This window comes from Rhodococcus sp. YH1, from assembly GCF_009939605.1.
Lineage (GTDB): Bacteria > Actinomycetota > Actinomycetes > Mycobacteriales > Mycobacteriaceae > Rhodococcus > Rhodococcus aetherivorans.
Genome location: NZ_WVTE01000222.1, coordinates 12,248 through 31,008, shown reverse-complemented (window position 1 = coordinate 31,008; position 18,761 = coordinate 12,248). Strand labels below are relative to the sequence as shown.

Below are 18,761 nucleotides of genomic sequence, written 5' to 3'. Positions count from 1 at the left end.
CGTTACGGCCGAAACCGGGCGGTCGACCGCGGATCACCCGCCGCGGTCGCCGGGAGGACGACGGAGGATACGGGTCAGCGGGCGCCCCCGATCCAGCGGTCCAGCACCGGACCGATCCGGGCGAGGGCTTCCTGCGACGTCATCTTCCAGTGGGTGGCCTGGACCGATTCGACCGCCAGGGTGCCGGTGACGTGGGCCCGCCACTGCTGCGCGGCGCGGGCGGCCGAGGTTCCGTCCTCCCCCGCGGCGAAGAACAGCAGATCACCGTCGTATCGGGCGGGCCGGTGCTCGCCGAGCAGCCGGTAGGACAGGCGCACGCCCTCGAAGAGGCGTTCGAGCCGGGGCAGGGACAGCGCGTCGAACGGGGCCGGCAGGTCGGCGACCAGCTCCAGTGCCCGCGCGGGGGTGAACTCCGCCAGGGCGACGTCGGACCCGACGTCGGTTCCGATCGCGCCGAGCAGGTCGGCGACGGTGACCGCGGAGGGGGCGGTCCCGGTCGGCGCGGTGGGCGGATGCGCGTCGAGCAGGGCGAGGGTGGCGACCTCGTCGCCGTCGGCGCGCAGACGGACCGCGACGGCGTGGGCGAGGATGCCGCCGAGCGACCAGCCGACCAGGTGGTACGGACCGGCCGGCTGGACATGCCGGATCCGGGCCGCATAGTCGGCCGCCCACGCGTCGATGCTCTCGGGCAGCGGTTCGTCGTCGCGCAGGGCCGGGGACTGCAGTCCGAAGAGGGGACGCTCGGGGTCGAGGTGGCGGGCCAGGCCGGCGAAGCTCCACGACAGGCCGATCACCGGGTGGATGCAGAACACCGGTTCGGCGGAACCGCCCGGGCGCAGGGGCAGCACCGCGTCGAACCCTGCGGTGTGATCGGCCGGACCGGGATCGCCGGCGGATGCCTCGATCCGGGCGGCGAGGGCTTCGACGGTGGGCGTGAGGAACAGCCACTGCAGCGACACCGGCAGGCTCGTGCGCTCGCGCAGCCGGGCGATCACCCGCACGGCGCTGAGGGAGTTCCCCCCGAGGTCGAAGAAGTCGTCGTCGAGGCCGACCGGGAACGCCCCGGTATCGGTTCCCCCGGCCGGCGCGAGGACCTCCCGGTATGCGGCGGCGACCTCCGTCTCGAGCGGAGTGCGCGGCGGGCGGTGGCTCCGCGGGGCGATCACCGGCTCGGGGAGTGCCGCGCGGTCGAGCTTGCCGTGCGGGTTCAGCGGCAACGCGTCGAGGGTGACGAAGCCGGCGGGCACCATGTAGGAGGGCAGGGTCTCGGCCAGCGCGGCGCGCAGCCGGGCGACGTCGACCGGCCCGGCGGCCGGGACCAGGAAGGCCACCAGCCGGTCCCCGCCGTGGACGGTGACCGCGGCGTCGCGGATCGCCGGAAGGGCGCGCAGCGCGGCCTCGATCTCCCCGAGTTCGATCCGGAACCCGTGCACCTTGACCTGGAAGTCGGCGCGCTCGAGGTATTCCAGGGTGCCGCGGCCGGGGTCGTCACCGTCGACGCGCCAGCGCACCACGTCCCCGGTGCGGTAGAGGCGTGAGCCGGGCACGCCGAACGGATTGGCGACGAACCGCTCGGCGGTCAGGCCGGGTCGGCCCAGGTACCCGCGGGCGAGCTGCACCCCGGCCAGGTACAGTTCGCCGGCCACGCCCGGCGGCACGGGGTGCATCCGCTCGTCGAGGACGAACGTCTGGGTGTTGGGGATGGGGTCGCCGATCGGCACCGACGTGTGCGCGAGTGCGGTGACCGCGTGCGCGGTCACCGAGACGGCCGCCTCCGTCGGGCCGTACAGGTTCACCAGGTCCGCGTTCGAGGCGCCGAGCGCGCGCTCCGCCGTCGGGGTGGGCAGCACCTCGCCGATGGCGAGGACGCGGCGCAGGGTGTCGGGCAGCTCGCCGGCCGAGTCCTCGAGCAGCGCCTCGAGCATCGACGGCACCACGTGCAGGGTCGTGACCTTCTCCCGGCGGATCAGGTCGTTGAGGTAGGACGGGTCGCGGTGCCCGTCGTGGGCGGTGATCACCAGGCGGGCCCCGCAGGTGAGCGCGGACCAGAACTCCCACACCGACAGGTCGAAGGTCGCGGCGGTCTTGAGCAGTACCGCGTCGTCGGGGCCGAGCTCGTAGTGCGCCCGCTTCCAGGCGATCTGGTTGACGATCGCCTCGTGCGGCACGGCCACGCCCTTCGGGCGTCCGGTCGATCCGGAGGTGTAGATGACGTAGGCGGTGTTCGCGGCGCGCAGCGGTGTCCGCCGGTCCGCGTCACCGAGCGGCGCGGGATCGACGTCGCTCAGGTCGAGGCGGTCGATGTCGAGCACCGTCCGCCCGGCCAGCGCGTCGACCCGGTCGGCGGTGGTCGACAGCACGCACTGCGGGGCCGCGGCGCCGAGGATGTACTCGTTGCGGGCCGCGGGGTGGTCGGGATCCAGCGGCAGGTAGGCGCCGCCGGCCTTGGCGACGGCGTACATCGCCACCACGAGGTCGACCGAACGCCGGATGCACAGGGCCACCGTGGATTCCGGTCCCACTCCCTGCGCCACGAGGTGGCGGGCGAGCCGGGTGACGCGCTCGTCGAACTCCCGGTAGGTGAGGGTGCCGCCGCGGAACACCAGCGCGGGTGCGTCCGGGGTGGCCGCGACCTGCTCGTCGAACAGGTCGACGAGGGTCCGGCCGGCGGTGAGGTCGGCCTGTTCGGCCTCCCATGCCCGCATCATCCCGGCGAGTTCCGTGGCGTCGTGCAGATCGATGTCGCCGACGACGGTGTCGGGTTCGGCGACGATCGCCCGCAGAATCCGCAGGTACCGGTCGAGCATGCGCTGGATCGTCGGCGCGTCGAACAGGTCGGTGGCGTAACCGAATTCGACGTCGAAACCGCCCGGGCCGCCGCCCGCACCGTGGTCGACCACCGTGACGTGGAGATCGAAACGCGCTGCGTACGAATCGCTCTCGACCGGGGCGATCCGCAGTTCCGGCAGCTCGAGGGCGTCGTGGGCGAAGTTCTGGTACGAGAACCCGACCTGGAAGAGGGGATGGCGCGCGGTGGACCGGACCGGGTCGAGCACCTCGACGAGGCGTTCGAAGGGCACGTCGGCGTGCGCGAACGCCTGCAGATCGGTGTCGCGGACCTGCCCGAGCAGCGTCGTGAACGACGCGGCGACGTCGACGTCCGTCCGCAGGGCGAGCATGTTGACGAACATGCCGATCAGGCCGTCGAGTTCGGGGGCCGTGCGTCCCGCGACGGGGGTGCCGACAACCACGTCGTGGGTGTTCGACACCCGCGCGAGCAGCACCGCGAGGACCGCGTGCAGCACCATGAACGGGGTCACGCCGTGCTCGCGCGCGAGAGCCGCGATCGCGTCGCGGGTGGCCTCGTCGATCTGCGCCGAGACCCGTTCGCCCGCATGGCCGATGACCGCGGGGCGCGGCCGGTCGGTGGCGAGCTCGAGGTGCTCGGGGATGCCGGCGAGCGCACGTCGCCAGTAGGCCAGCTGCCGGGCCGTCCCGGACCGGGGATCGTCCTCGTCGCCGAGGGCGTCGAGCTGCCACAGCGTGTAGTCGGCGTACTGGACGGGCAGGGGCTCCCACGACGGTTCCCGTCCCGCCGACCGTGCGGTGTAGGCGGTGACGAGGTCCCGGACGAGCGGCCCCAGCGACGAGCCGTCGCCGGCGATGTGGTGGAGGACCACGGCGAGCACGTGCTCGTCGTCGGCGATCCGGAAGAGCCGGGCGCGGACGGGAACCTCGCCGGTGACGTCGAAGCGCCTGCCCGCGAGGCCGGCGAGGCGGGCCGGGGCGTCGGAGTCGGTCGCGTCCTCCGGCCCGAGGTCGAGCGGAACGTCGCCGACGGCGAGGATGCGCTGCTCGCCGACGCCGTCGACCTCGGGGTACACCGTCCGGAGCGTCTCGTGCCGCGCGACGACGTCCCGCACGGCCGCGCGCATCGCGTCGACGTCGAGCCTGCCGGACAGCCGCACGGCGAGCGGGATGTTGAACACCGCCGAGTCCGGATCGAGGCGGTTGAGGAACCACATGCGCTGCTGCGCGGGAGAGAGCGGGATCCGGTCGGGTCGCGGGTGCCGCGGCAGCAGGCCGCGGGCGGCCGCCGGCGCGGCCTCGACCCGGGCCGCGAGCGACGCGACCGTGGTGGCGTCGAACAGGTCGGCGGCGGAGACGGTGACGTCGAGCGCCGCCCTGATCCGACCGATCACGCGAGTGGCGAGCAGCGAGTTGCCGCCCAGGTCGAAGAAGTCGTCGTCGACCGAGACCCGCGGCACCCCGAGCACGTCGGCGAACGCCTCCGCGACGGCCGCCTCCGCGACGGTGGCCGGCGCCCGGTACGGGGCCGACGCGATCTCGGGCTCGGGCAGGGCCGCGCGATCGAGCTTGCCCACCGGCGTCAGCGGAATGGCCTCCAGCGCGATCACCGACGACGGAATCATGTGCGACGGAAGCCGTTCGGCGACGAAGGCCGTGAGCGCGGCGGCGTCGATCGCGGAACCGGGGGCGGCGTGCACGTAGGTGACGAGACGGGTGTCCCCCGTCGCACCCCGGTGACCGACGGTGGCGGCGAAGTCGACCGTGGAGTGCGCGGCGAACGCCGCATCGATCTCACCGAGCTCGATGCGGAAGCCACGCACCTTGACCTGGAAGTCGTTCCGGCCCAGATACGAGATGCCCTCGCGGGCCGAGCGCGGGGACCGCACCAGGTCACCGGTGCGGTACCTCCGGGCGCCACCGGGCGCGGCGACGAAGCGCGCGGCCGTGAGTCCGGGACGAGCGTGATAGCCGCGGGCGAGGCCGGGCCCGGTCAGGTACAGTTCGCCGGCCGTGCCCGCCGGCACGGGCCGAAGGCGGGAATCGAGGACCTCGGCGGCGACTCCGCGAATCGGCCGGCCGATCGTGACGGGTTCGCCGGGCCGAAGCGGCCCGGAGATGTTCGTCATGATCGTGGTCTCCGTGGGGCCGTACCCGTTGTGGAACCGGCGGCCGGGCGCCCAGCGCGCCACCAGGTCCGGCGGGCACGCCTCGCCGCCGACCACCACCACCCCGAGGTCGTCCAGGCCGGCGGGCTCCACCGAGGCGAGGGCCGCCGGGGTCACGAAGGCGTGCGTGACCCGCTCGCTGCGCAGCAGTCCGGCCAGCTCGTCGCCGCCGTACACGGAGGGCGGGGCGACGACCATCGTCGCCCCGGCACCGACGGCGAGCAGCAGCTCGAGCACCGACGCGTCGAAGCTGGGGGACGCGAAGTGCAGGGTGCGGGCGCCGGGGGTGAGGTGGTAGCGCTCGACCTGCTCGGCGCAGAAGGCGGCGAGCCCGGCCTGGGTGACCACGACGCCCTTCGGCTGTCCCGTGGAGCCCGAGGTGTAGATGACGTAGGCGGGATGGTCGGGGCGCAGCGGCCGCACCCGGTCGACGAAGGCGAGCGGGTCGGCCGGGCAGGCGTCGAGCTCCGTCCGGATCTCGGCGCCGTCCAGGACGACGGTGTCGAACCCCTCGGGGACGACGTGCCGGTGCCCGGCCACCGTGAGGGCGAGGCGGGCGTTCGAGTCCGACAGCATGTAGCGGACCCGATCGGCCGGGTAGCGGGGGTCCACCGGGACGAACGCCGCGCCCGCCTTGGCGACCGCCCAGACGGCGAGAACGGACCGGATCGAGCGGGTGAGCAGCACCGCGACGCGGTCCTCGGGGCCGATTCCCCGCGCGATGAGCAGGCGGGCGAGCCGGGACGACTCGGCGTCGGCATCGCGGTAGGTGAGGGTGCGTCCCTCCGACGTGAGCGCCGGCGCGCCGGGATCGCGTTCGACGGCGGCCGACAGCAGGTGCGGCAGCAGTGCCGTGGGCGTCCGGCGGCGCGAACCGCGGAGATTTCCGCGGACGGTTCGGTCGATCACCTTCATCGGCTCTCCCCTCCGAATTCCGGAGCCGTTGCGCGCGTGCGCATCCCGGCTCCGTTCACCGCCGGGGTGTCAAGAACTACGGCGACGCCCGCCCTCCCCCGGCGGTCGCCGCTCCACTGCGCCTCGCGCACCGGAACCCCGACGATTCCCGGCGCTAGAGCACTTCGTCACCATTCCACACGAAAACAAACCGTGCCACCTGTACGTATGTCCGGTAACTAAGTTACCGACGGGTAGACCGGCATTCCGGACAGGAGTCGCCGGCCCGGCGAGAGCGTCGGCGCGGCCCCGGCGCGACGTTCGCCGCGCGACACAGCGTCGCCCCGCACGGGACGAACGGCCCGGACCGCCGCACCCGACCGCGGCGGGGAGATCCCGGCCCTCGCGCCGGATCCGCCTCGCCGCCTGCAGGTTCCGGCGGCGCGAGGCGAAGGACCTCGGCACCGCCTCCGGGCCGTTCGGCACCGCCTTCCGGCCGTTCGGCCGTTCCGACCGCACCACGAACCCCGCCAAGCCTAGACAATGCACACGTTTCATCCAACTGTTGGACAGCAGACGTTCGATGTCGAATGTGAGCTCGAACACGGCCGCCGCTCACCCATGGGTCAGCGATCCACGCCGTCGCATTCCGGGCAGGAGCCGCCGGACGTCCAGCGCGCCAGCAGCGGCCCGAGACGAGCGCACGCACTCGGCCCGGTCATCTCCCAATGCGAGGTCGGCAGGTCGTGCCGGTGCACGCCGCCGGAGACGTACGGTGACCAGTCCCGGCCCGATTCGGGATCCGGCACGGTCTGCGGCGCGGCGCCGACGAAGAGGATGCGTCCCTCGTACCGGGCCGGCACGTGCCGCTCGAGCGCCTCGAACGAGCAGTCGATGCTCGTGAGGACGGACGAGGCGAGGGTGGGATCGATCTCGTCGGCGAGCATCCCGATGTCACCGAGGGCGTACGCCGGTTCCCCGCCGCCGGCGCGGTTCGCACCGAAGGCCGCCGCAGCCACCGCGACCGGATCCACCGGGCCGCGCACGGCATCGGGCAGATAGGCGTCGAGCAGCACGAGTGAACCGACCTCGAGTCCGGCTCGCTGGAGCTGGACCGCCATCTCGTGGGCGATCACCCCGCCGAGGGACCATCCGACCAGGTGGAAGGGACCGTCCGGATGGACCCGCCGGACCTCCGAGACGTACCGCGCCGCCCAGGACTCGATCGAATCCGGTAGGTCCGACTCCCCGGACAGCGCCGGGGACTGCAGTCCGTAGACCGCACGGCCCGGCTCGACGTAGCCGGCGAGCGAGGCGAAGCTCCAGGCGAGGCCGATCACCGGATGGACGAAGAACACCGGATCGCGTCCGTCGTCGCCCTCGCGCAGCGGCAGCAGCACGTCCAGGGAGGGGTCGGCGGACCCACTCGCCGGCGGCCTCTCCCCCGCCGACCGCTCGATCCGGGCCGCAAGGTCCCCCACCGTCGGATGGGCGAACACCCACTCGAGCGGCACCGGACGGCCGAGCCGGCGCGCGAGTTCCCGCGTCGCCCCCACGGCCATGAGCGAGGATCCGCCGAGGACGAAGAAGTCGTCGTCGGATCCGACCCGGTCCGCAGCGAGGACGTCCGCGAACACCTGCGCAACCGCACGCTCGACGGGCGTCGCCGCAGCCCGGTAGGACGCCCGCTCGGGCATCGGCGCGGGCAGCGCGCCGCGATCGACCTTGCCCGTCGTTCCGACGGGGAGCCGGTCCAGGCGCATGATCGAGGCCGGCAGCATGTAGTTCGGCAGCTCGTCCGCGAGCGCGCTCCGCAGGGCCCCCAGGTCGAGGTCCGACTCACCCTGCGCGGCAACGACATACGCGACGATCCGAGCGCCGGTCGCGGCGTCGTGGTGCACCGTCGCGACCGCGGCCGCCACGGCGGGCAGACGCAGCAGCGCCGCCTCGATGTCTCCGAGTTCGATCCGGAAACCGCGCAGCTTGACCTGGGAGTCTCCGCGGCCCACGTGCTCGAGGACGCCCGCAGGGGTCCACCGGGCCAGATCACCGGTGCGGTACAGACGGCCCCCGGCCCCGAAGGGGTCGGCAACGAACCGGTCCGCGGTCGCCCCGGGGCTGCCGCTGTAGCCCCGCGCGAGTTGCCGGCCCGCCAGGTAGAGCTCTCCGGTCACTCCCACCGGCACGGGCCGCAGCCGCCGGTCGAGTACGTACACGCGGGTGTTCCACCCGGGCACCCCGATCGGCACCTGGTCGGTGTCCGCGCCCGTGACCCGGTGCGCCGTCACCGACACGGCCGCCTCGGTGGGTCCGTACAGATTGACGAGCTCCGCCCGGCTCGACCGGCGCCACGCCCCGGCCACGGCACCCGGTAGCGTCTCCCCGATCGAGAGCACCCGCCGCACCGAGGTCGGCAATTCTCGGTCTGCACCCGCGATCAGGGCGCTCAGCAGGGACGGAACCAGGTACAGCGTCGTCACGAACTCCCGCTCGACGAGCGCGAGCAGGCGGAGCGGATCGCGGCGAGCCTCGGGATCCGCCACCACCAGCCGGCCGCCACATGTCGTGGCGCCCCAGAACTCCCACACCGACAGGTCGAACGTCGCCACCGTCCGCTGCACCGTCACCTCGTCCGGACCGAACCCGAACTCCGCATGCATCCAGCGCAACTGGTTGACCACCGCGCCGTGGGCCACCGCCACGCCCTTGGGCACCCCGGTCGATCCCGACGTGAACAGTATGTAGGCGAGGTTCGAGGGCCGCAGCGGCGCACTGCGATCGGCGTCGGTCACCGGGGCGGCCGAGTACCGCGACAGGTCCACACTCGAGGTATCGATCACCGGGATCGGCTCCGGCACAACCTCCCTCGCGACGCGCGTGGACACCGCCGTCGCGAGCACCGTCGCCGGCCGCGCCGCCTCGACCATGCGGGCCAGCCTGGTGATCGGCAGCGACGGGTCGAGCGGAACGTAGGCGCCCCCGGCGGCGGACACCGCGTAGATGGCGACGACGAGGTCCACGGAGCCGGGCATCATCAGACCGACCCGGGTCTCCGGCCCGACGCCGGCCGCCACCAGCGCGCGGGCCAGCCGGGCGACGCGAGCGCCGAGTTCCCCGAAGGTCAGCTGCACGCCGTCCCCGACGAGCGCGACCGCCCCCGGGCGTTCGTGCACCTGGTGCTGGAACAGCTCGGGGAGGCAGCCGCCGCCCGCAACCTCGACCCGGGTGTCGTTCGTCGCCTCGAGCAGCGCCCGCCGCTCGTCGGCGCCGAGCAGATCGGCGTCGCCGACCGCCCGGTCGGGAACCGAGACGAGTTCGCCCAGGATCCGAACGAACCGGTCCGCGATGGACGCGGCCGCGCGTACGTCGAAGAGATCGGTGGCGTAGGACAGATGCCCGCCGATACCCGCAGGCGTCCCGTCTGCGCCGTAACTGTCGCCGACGATCAGGTGCAGGTCGAACTGGGCGATCTCCCCTGCGACGTCGACCGGAGCCGCCACCAGGTCCGGGAGTTCGAAGGCGACCGCTCCGAGGTTCTGGAACGACAACCCCACCTGGAACAGCGGATGCCGCGCCATGGACCGGGCCGGCGCCAGCGCCTCGACGAGTCGTTCGAACGGGACGTCCGCATGGGCCAGGGCCTGGATGTCCTGCTCCCGGACCTGCGCGAGCAGCGACGCGAAGGAGACGGCGGGATCGACCCGCGTGCGGAACACGAGGGTGTTCACGAACATCCCGATCAGGTCGTCGAGGGCCGCCTCACCCCGACCGGCCACCGGGGTGCCCACCGCGACGTCCTCGGTGCCGGACAGCCGGGCCAGCAGCACCGCGAAGGCCGTGTGCACGACCGTGAAGGGAGTGGTCCTCGTGGCCGCCGCGAGCGCGGCCACCCTGCCGTGAAGGTCCGCGTCGATCGTGACGGGAACCCGGTCTCCCCGGTAGGACTGCACCGGAGGCCGCGGCCGGGTCGTGGGCACGGGCAACTGGTCGGGCAGCCCGGCCAGTTCGTCGGCCCAGTAGGCGAGCTGGCGGGAGACGCGCGAGGCGGGATCGGCTTCGCTGCCCAGCACCTCCCGCTGCCACAGCGTGTAGTCCGCATACTGCACCGGCAGCGGCCGCCATGCGGGTTCGCGGCCCTCCCGTCGCGCGCTGTACGCGAGGGCGAGATCCCGCACGAGCGGCGCCACGGAATAGCCGTCGGCGGCGATATGGTGCACCACGACCAGCAGGACGTGTTCAGCCGGGGACACCCGGAACAGCCGCACGAGAACCGGAACGGACCGGGTGACATCGAATCCGACCGCCGCCGCCGACCGGACGGCGGCCTGGAGCTCCGATTCGTCGACGTCCGCCGGGCGCAGGGCCGGCACACCGGCGCCCGCGGGCAGAATCTGCTGGACCGGGACCCCGTCGACCTCGGGGTAGACGGTCCGGAGGACCTCGTGCCGGGCGACCACGTCGGCGACCGCCGACTGCAGCGCGACCGGATCCAGCCGTCCGGTCAGCCGCACGGCCATCGGGATGTTGTAGGCCGCCGCGGTCGCCTCGAACCGGCTGAGGAACCACATCCGCTGTTGGGCCGGCGACAGCGGGATCCGCTCCGGACGCGGCCGGGCCGCCAGGGCGGGCAGGCCGCCGGACCCGACGTGCCGTTCCACGGCTGCCGACAGCGACTCGATCGTCGACGCCTCGAAGATCACGCGGACGGGCACCGACGCGCGCAGCGCCGACCCGATCCGGGCGACCACACGCGTGGCGATCAACGAATTCCCGCCGAGCGCGAAGAAGTCGTCGTCGAGACCGAGCCGCTCCGCGCCGAGCACCTCACCGATCACCGAGGCGACGGTCTTCTCGATCGCGGTGGTGGGCGCCCGGAACTTACGGACGGCCGGGACCGGTTCCGGCAGGGCCCGGCGATCCACCTTTCCGGATGTGGTGAGCGGGAGTTCCCCGAGCACGGTCACCACGTCGGGCACCATGTACCGCGGCAGCAGGCGCCCCACTGCCGCGCGAACGGCGTCCGCGTCGGCCTCGGCGCCGTCCGCGGACACGACGTACGCGGCGATCTGCGCGCCGTGGGGCCCGTCGTGGACGGTCACGACGGCCTGCGCCACCTGCGGCTGCGCCTGCAGTGCCGCCTCGATCTCCCCCAGCTCGATCCGCAGACCGCGCACCTTCACCTGGAAGTCGTTGCGGCCCAGGAACTCGAGGGTACCGTCCGGCAACCACCGGACCCGGTCCCCGGTGCGGTACAGCCGCGCCCCGCCGGGGTGCGCGACGAACCGCTGCGCGGTCAGATCCGGGCGGGCATGGTAACCGCGGGCAAGTTGCACCCCACCGAGATACAGCTCCCCCGGCACCCCGATCGGCACCGGGTTCAGCCGCTCGTCGAGAACATGCGTGGTGGTGTTGCGGATCGGACGGCCGATCGGCACGGTGCCGGCATCGGTGCGACGTCCGGCACAGCGCAGCACGGTCGCGGTGACGGTCGCCTCGGTCGGGCCGTACGTGTTGTCCAGCAGCGCATCCGAGCGTTCGGCGAACCGGGCCGCGAGCTCTCCCGGCAGCGCCTCGCCACCGACGGACAGGTACTTCAGCGTCGCCGGCAGCTCGAGTGCGGGATCGGCGAGGAACACGGCGAGCATCGCCGGAACGAACTCGAGGATGCCGACGGCCCACTGCCGCGACAGGCGGGCCAGGTACTCCGGGTCGCGATGGCCTCCCGGTGCCGCGACCACGAGCCGCGCACCGACCTGCAGCGGGAAGAACAGCTCCCACACCGACGCGTCGAACGTGATGGGGGTCTTCTGCAGCGCCGTGTCCCCCATGCCGAATTCGTAGCGCTCGCGCATCCACGTCATCTGGTTGACGACGGCGCCGTGGGTGACGGCAACGCCCTTGGGCCGGCCCGTCGACCCGGAGGTGTAGATCACGTAGGCGATGTTCGCCCGATGCAGCGGCGCCAGGCGCTCGTGGTCGGCGAACTCGGTGACCGGCGCCGGGGCGAAGTCCGATTCGTCGACCACGAGGGCCGGGACGGAATCGGGGAGCGTGCCCCGATCGCGCGTCGTGGTCAGCACCACCACCGGCTCGGCGGTGGCCAGGACGTATGCCGTTCGCTCGGCGGGGTGTTCCGGGTCGAGCGGCACGTACCCGCCACCGGCCCGGAGAACCGCATAGATCCCGACCATCATCTCGACCGATCGGCTCATGTGGACGCCGACCAGCCGATCGGGCCCGACGCCGCACGCGACGAGGCGCCGGGCGAGCCGGTCCACCCGAGAGGCGAACTGCGCGTAGGTCAGCGCGGTGTCCTCGAAGACGACCGCCGTCGCGTCGGGGGTGCGCCGCGCCTGCCGGGTGAACGCGTCCAGCACCAACCGGTCACCGAGCGGCGCGGCGGTCCGGTTCAGCTCGTCGAGCCGGGCACGTTCCTCCGCGGTGCGCAGGTCGATGCCGCCGACCGGAACGCCCGGATCGTCCGCCGCCGCCTCCAGGATCGACGCGAGTCGCGCGGCGAACGTCCGCACGGTGTCCTCGTCGAACAGGTCACACGCGTAGACGACGGATCCCGCGACCCCGTCCCGCCGCCCCTGCTCGTCGCGCATCTCGGTCAGGTGGATCTCGAGATCGAGTTTGGCGCCGCCCGTGGCCGTCCCGACCGGCGCGATGTGCAGGTCCGGCAATGCGATCTCGGAGCGGGTGAAGTTGTGCACCACGAGCAGCACCTGGAACAGGGCCGAATGCGCGGTGGACCGGACGGGATCGAGGATCTCCACGAGCCGTTCGAGCGGAACGTCGGGGTTGCCGAAGGCGGCGAGGTCGACCTCCCGCACGCCGGCGAGAAGCTCGGAGAAGGTGGCGTCCGGGTGGATCCGGGTGCGCAGCACGAGGGTGTTGCCGAACATCCCCACGAGATCGTCGAGCGCCTCCTCGCCGCGGCCGGCGACCTGTGCCCCGACGGGAATGTCGTCGGTACCGGACAGGCGGGCCAGCAGGACCGCGAGCGCGGCGTGCGCGAGCATGAAGAACGTCACGCCGTGATCCCGGGCGAGCCGATCGAGCCGGGCGGCCAACGCCTCGTCCAGGGTGAAGTCGAGGCTCGCGCCGCGCCCGGTCTGCACGGCGGGCCGCGGGCGGTCGGTGGGCAGTTCCACCAGGTCCGGCAGGTCCGCCAGCGCCGTGGTCCAGTAGTTCAACTGGCGCGCGAGCACCGACTCGGGGTCGTCCTCGGAGCCCAGCACGTCCTGTTGCCACAGGGCGTAGTCGGCGTACTGCACCGGCAGCGGAGTCCACTCCGGTGCCCGGCCCGCTCTGCGGGACAGGTACGCGGTGGCCAGATCCCGGGCCATCGGGGCCCGGGATCCGCCGTCGCTCGCGATGTGGTGAACGACGACGACCAGCACGTGGTCCCGGTCGGTGAGCCGCAACAGGGCCGCCCGGACGGGTACCGCACCGGTGACGTCGAACCCCCGGGAGACGAGGGCGGCGATCCGCGGGTGCAGGTCGTCCTCGGCCACGTCCTGTGCCGCCAGATCGAGCGGTACGTCCTCGAGCGGAACGATCACCTGGAACGGTCCGGAGTCGGAGTCGGGGAAGACGGTGCGCAGGGCCTCGTGCCGGGCGAGCAGGTCGCGCAGGGCGGCCTGCAGCGCCGGCACATCCAGCGCCCCGGTCAATCGCAGCACGAGCGGGATGTTGAAGGCGGCGGAGTCCGGGTCGAACCGGTTGAAGAACCACATCCGCCGCTGCGCGAGCGACAGCGGAATCCGCTCGGGGCGCCGCCGGGGGCGCAGGGGCATCCGGGACGGGACCGCGACCGGATCCCCCATCCGCGCCGCCAGGGCCGACACGGTCGGCGCTTCGAACAACGTCCGCACCGGGACCCGGACGCCGAGGGCGGCCTCGAGCCGCGCGATGACCTGCATCGCGAGCAGCGAGTTGCCGCCGAGCGCGAAGAAGTCGTCGGCGCGGCCGACCCGCTCGACCCCGAGCACCGCCCCGTACACGTCTGCGACCGCCTGCTCGTCGGACGTGGCGGGGGCGCAGTACTCGGCCGACTCGGGCAGCGGCACCGGCAGTGCCCGCCTGTCCAGCTTGCCACCGGGAGTGAGGGGCAGGGCGTCGAGCACGACGATGTGGCCGGGCACCATGTGGTTCGGCAGTTCCCCGGCGAGGAACTCGCGCAGGTGCGCCGGGTCGGGCACGGCGCCGGCCGCGCCGACGACGTAGCCGACGAGCCTGTCCCCGCCGCGCGGATCGGTGTGCAGCACCGTGGTGGCCTGCGCGACGGAGGGGTTCCGTTCCAGTGCGGCGTCGATCTCGCCGAGTTCGATCCGGAATCCACGCAGCTTGACCTGGAAGTCGCTGCGCCCGAGGTACTCCAGTTCGGCGACCGCGCCGGTGCTGCGCCATCGGACCACGTCCCCGGTCCGGTACATCCGCGTGCCCGGCGCTCCGAACGGGTTCGCCACGAACCGTGCCGCCGACAACCCGCTGCGCCGGTGGTAGCCCCGCGCGAGAGCGGCCCCGGCCAGGTACAACTCGCCGGCCACGCCGGACGGCACCGGCCGCAGCCGGGAGTCCAGCACCAGGGCGGCCACCCCCGGTACGGGCCGGCCGACGGTGACCGGGCGCCCGGGCTGCAGCCGCGCGAACGACGAGATGATCGTCGTCTCCGTAGGCCCGTAGCCGTTGAAGTAGCTCCGTCCCGGCGCCCACCGCGCCAGCAGTTGCGGCGATGTCACGTCCCCGCCGACGGACACGACCCCGAGACGGTCGAGTCCCGACGGATCGACCGTCCCCAGCACCGCCGGCGTGACGATGGTGTGGCTGACCCGTTCGGCCCGAAGCAGTTCCGCGAGTTCGGGTCCGCCGACGATCGTCGAGGGCACCACGACCAGGGTCGCGCCCTGGGAGAACGCGGCCATCCACTCGAGCACCGACGGATCGAAGCTGGGCGAGCACACGTGCAGGAACCGCGACCGTGACGTCACGCCGTACAGCGTCACCGCGGCACCGAGCAGCGGGTCGAGACCCGCGTGGGTGACCACCACACCCTTGGGGTGCCCGGTCGACCCCGACGTGTAGATGACGTACGCCGCGTGCTGCAGCGACAGCGGCCGTACCCGCTCGGCGTCGGACATCCGGGCGGCGGATCGTGTCGCGACGGCCCGCACGACCTCGGGATCGTCCAGTTCCAGCCGGGGCGGGGACGCGGGCAGCGCGGGGGCGTACGAGGTGGTGGTCAGGCACACCGCCGCACCGGAGTCGGCGAGCATGTACCGGACCCGCTCCGCCGGATAGGACGGATCCACCGGAAGGTGCGCGGCGCCGGCCTTCGCGACCGCCCACACGCCGAGCACCATCTCGTAGGAACGCGGGAACGCCAGCGCCACCACGTCCTCGGGGCCGACGCCGCGTGCTGCCAGTTCCCGCGCGAGCCGGGACGACGACTCGTCGAGTTCGCGGTAGCTGATCGTGCGGTCCTGGTACCGGACGGCCGGCGCCTCGGGGTCCCGGGAGACCGCCGCCGTCAGGATCTCGGCGAGCGTGCGGGCACCGCTCGGTGCGTCGTCCGGGGCACGGGTGAGCCGGTCGGCTTCGTCGTCGGCAAGGAGCGCCAGGTCACCGACCGGCACGGCCGGGTCCGCCACGGCGGCGGCCAGCAGCCGCACGAACCGTCGCGCGAATTCGGCCACCGTCTCGTCGTCGAACAGGTCCCTGGCGAAGACGAAGTCCGCCGACATTCCCGCCGGTCCCCCGCCGGGGTCCGTGTGTTCACGCAGCGTCAACGACAGATCGAACTTCGCGGTGGCCGCATCGAACGGCACCGCCGCCACGCTCAGGCCCGGCAGCTCGAGACCCGCGGGGGGCAGGTTCTCGAAGGCGATGGCCACCTGGAACAGCGGGTGCCGCGCGGTCGAACGCTCCGGGGCGAGCAGTTCCACGACGCGCTCGAAGGGGATCTCCGCGTGGGTGAACGCCTCCAGGTCGCTCTCGCGGACCCGCGCGAGATGCTCCGCGAACCCGGAACCGGGATCGACCCGGGTGCGCAGCACCAAGGTGTTGACGAACATGCCGACCATCTCGTCCAGCGCGGCGTCACCGCGGCCGGCGACCGCGGTACCCACGGCGATGTCGTGCGACGACGACATCCGGGCGAGGAACACCGCGAGCGCGGTGTGCAGGACCATGAACAGGGTCGACCCGCACTGCTGTGCCAGTTCCCCCGCCCGCCGGTGCGTCGGGGCATCGATATCGAACGCGACCCGGCCGCCGGCGAAGGACTGCACCGGCGGGCGGGCCCGATCCGTCGGGAGGTGCAGTTCCGCGGGGAGATCCGCGAGGACCCGCCGCCAGTACTCCGCCTGTGCCGAGAGGGGACTGTCCGCGTCCCGCTCCGATCCGAGCACCTCACGCTGCCACAGCGCGAAGTCCGCGTACTGCAGCGGCAACGGCTCCCATCCGGGCTCCCGGCCGGCGGCCCGCGCGGCGTACGCGGTCATCAGATCGCGCGTCAACGGCGCCATCGACCAGCCGTCGGCGCTGATGTGGTGTGCCACGAACACGAGCACGTGCTCGTCGTCCGCGACCCGGAACAGCCGCACCCGGAACGGCACCTCGGCGGTCACGTCGAATCCGGTGGCCACCACGTCGGCGATCCGGTCGGCCAGCTCCGTTCCGGGCACCGATTCCGACGCCCAGTCGGGCGTGTATCCGGCGGCGGGAACGACCGTCTGGTACGGGCGCCCGTCCGTTTCGGGATACCTGGTTCGCAGGATCTCGTGCCGGACCGCGATGTCGGACACCGACTTTCGCAGGGCATCGACGTCGAGCCGGCCCGTCAGCCGGATCGCCACCGGGATGTTGTCGGCCGCGGAGGCCGGATCGAACCGATTGAGGAACCACATCCGCTGCTGCGCGAACGACAGCGGTACGCGGTCCGGGCGCTCCCGCGCCACCAGCGGAACAGCGTGTGCCGCCGCGCCACCCGACTCCAGGTGCGCCGCCAATGCCGCCACGGTCGGCGCCTCGAACACCACCGGCACCGGCACCCGGGTCTCCAGGGCCGCACCCAGGCGCGCCACCAACCGGGTCGCGAGGAGCGAATTTCCCCCCAGCTCGAGGAAGGAGTCGTCCACGCCGACGCGCTCGCGCCCGAGCACCTCGGCGAACACCGACGCGACCGTCTCCTCGACCAGGGTGCGCGGCGCCCGGTATTCCCGCTCGGCGAACACCGGTTCGGGCAGCGCCGCCCGATCGAGCTTGCCCACCGGGGTCAGCGGCACCGCGTCGAGCACCATCACCAGGGCCGGCACCATGTGGCCGGGCAGCGTCTCGGCCAACCCGGCGAGCACCGCCGGCGCGTCCATCCGGGTTCCGGCCGCGGGCAGCACGTACGACACCAGTGCCGTCTCCCCCGACGGCAGCACCTTCCCGACGGTCGCGGCGAACTCGATGTCCGGCCGGGCCGTCAGGGCGGCGTCGATCTCACCCAGTTCCACCCGGAACCCGCGGATCTTGACCTGGAAATCGCTGCGCCCGAGATACTCGATCGGGCCGTCGGCCGCGCGGCGCACCAGGTCTCCCGTCCGGTACATCCGGGTTCCCGGATCCGACCCGAACGGATCGGCCACGAACCGCTCCGCCGTCAGTCCCGGCCGGCGGTGGTAGCCGCGCGCCACCTGGGCGCCCGCCAGATACAGCTCACCCACCACACCCGGCGGCACCGGCCGCAACCGGCCGTCGAGCACGTAAGCCGCCAGTCCCGGGATCGGGGTGCCGATCGTGATCGGCTCGCCCGCCACCAGCGGCGCGCTGCTCGTCGCCAGGATCGTCGCCTCGGTGGGCCCGTACGCGTTGAAGAACCGCCGGCCGGGACCGGTCCACCGGCTCACCAGCTCCGGCCCGAAGGCCTCCCCGGCCGCCACCACCACCCGCAGGTCCGTCAGGCCCGTGGGATCCACCGAACTCAATGCCGCCGGCGTGATGAACACGTGGGTCACCGCGTCGGCCGCCAGCACCTCGGCCAGGTCGGCACCGCCGCCCACCGACGCCGGCGCCACCACCACCGTCGCACCCGCGGAGAACCCGATCAGCAACTCGAGCATCGAGACGTCGAAACTCGGCGAGCACACATGCAACACCCGCGCGTCCGCGCCGACCCCGTAGTGCTCCCGCTCGGCGGAGATCACGCCGGCGATCCCGGCATGGGTGACCGCCACCCCCTTCGGGCGGCCCGTGGAGCCGGACGTGTAGATCATCCAGGCGAGGTCCGGCCCTTCGAGCGCGCGCGTCCGGTCGGCGTACGAGACGGGATGCCCGGGCAGCTGCCCGACCTGCCCGGCCACCGCCGCATCGTCGAGCAGCACCTGTTCGACTCCGGCCGGCACCGCGGCCGCGAAATCGCGCACCGTCATGCACAGGGCCGCGCCGGAATCTGCCAGCATGAATTCCACCCGCTCGAGGGGGTAGCGCGGGTCGACGGGGACGAACGTCGCGCCCGACTTCGCCACCGCCCACAACGCGAGCACCGACTCCACCGAACGGGGTATCGCCACCGCGACCACGTCGCCCGGCCCGACGCCCCGGCCGATCAGCCACCGCGCCCACCGCGACGACCTCTCGTCCAGCTCGCGATACGACAGGGCGGGGCCACCGGCGGCGCCCACCACCGCGGGATGGTCTCCGCGTTCCTCCACCGCGGAGGTCAGCAGAGTCGGCAGCAGTGCCACGCGCGTGGCCCGGCTACGCGACCGGCCCGGTTCCCTGCGCCGCACCCCCGGCTCTCGCCTCACGCGCCCGGACCTCGATCTGCCCGGACCGGGCTCCTGCGTTGCACTACGGATACAGCTCCTTCCACACGCGGGAAGAGCATGGAGAACTCGT

2 protein-coding genes are annotated in these 18,761 nt (G+C 73.0%); both read right to left on the bottom strand.

The window, feature by feature from the left end:
* Positions 1 to 74: 74 nt before the first annotated feature.
* Positions 75 to 5,885 carry an amino acid adenylation domain-containing protein gene (locus tag AIIKEEIJ_RS18125; protein ID WP_443217114.1) on the bottom strand — a complete coding sequence of 1,937 codons (5,811 nt, stop codon included), beginning with the start codon at positions 5,883 to 5,885 and terminating at the stop codon, positions 75 to 77.
* A gap of 611 nt (positions 5,886 to 6,496) precedes the next feature.
* Complete coding sequence (locus AIIKEEIJ_RS18120; RefSeq protein WP_338020978.1) at positions 6,497 to 18,607, bottom strand: non-ribosomal peptide synthetase; 12,111 nt, start codon at positions 18,605 to 18,607, stop codon at positions 6,497 to 6,499.
* Positions 18,608 to 18,761 lie beyond the last annotated feature (154 nt).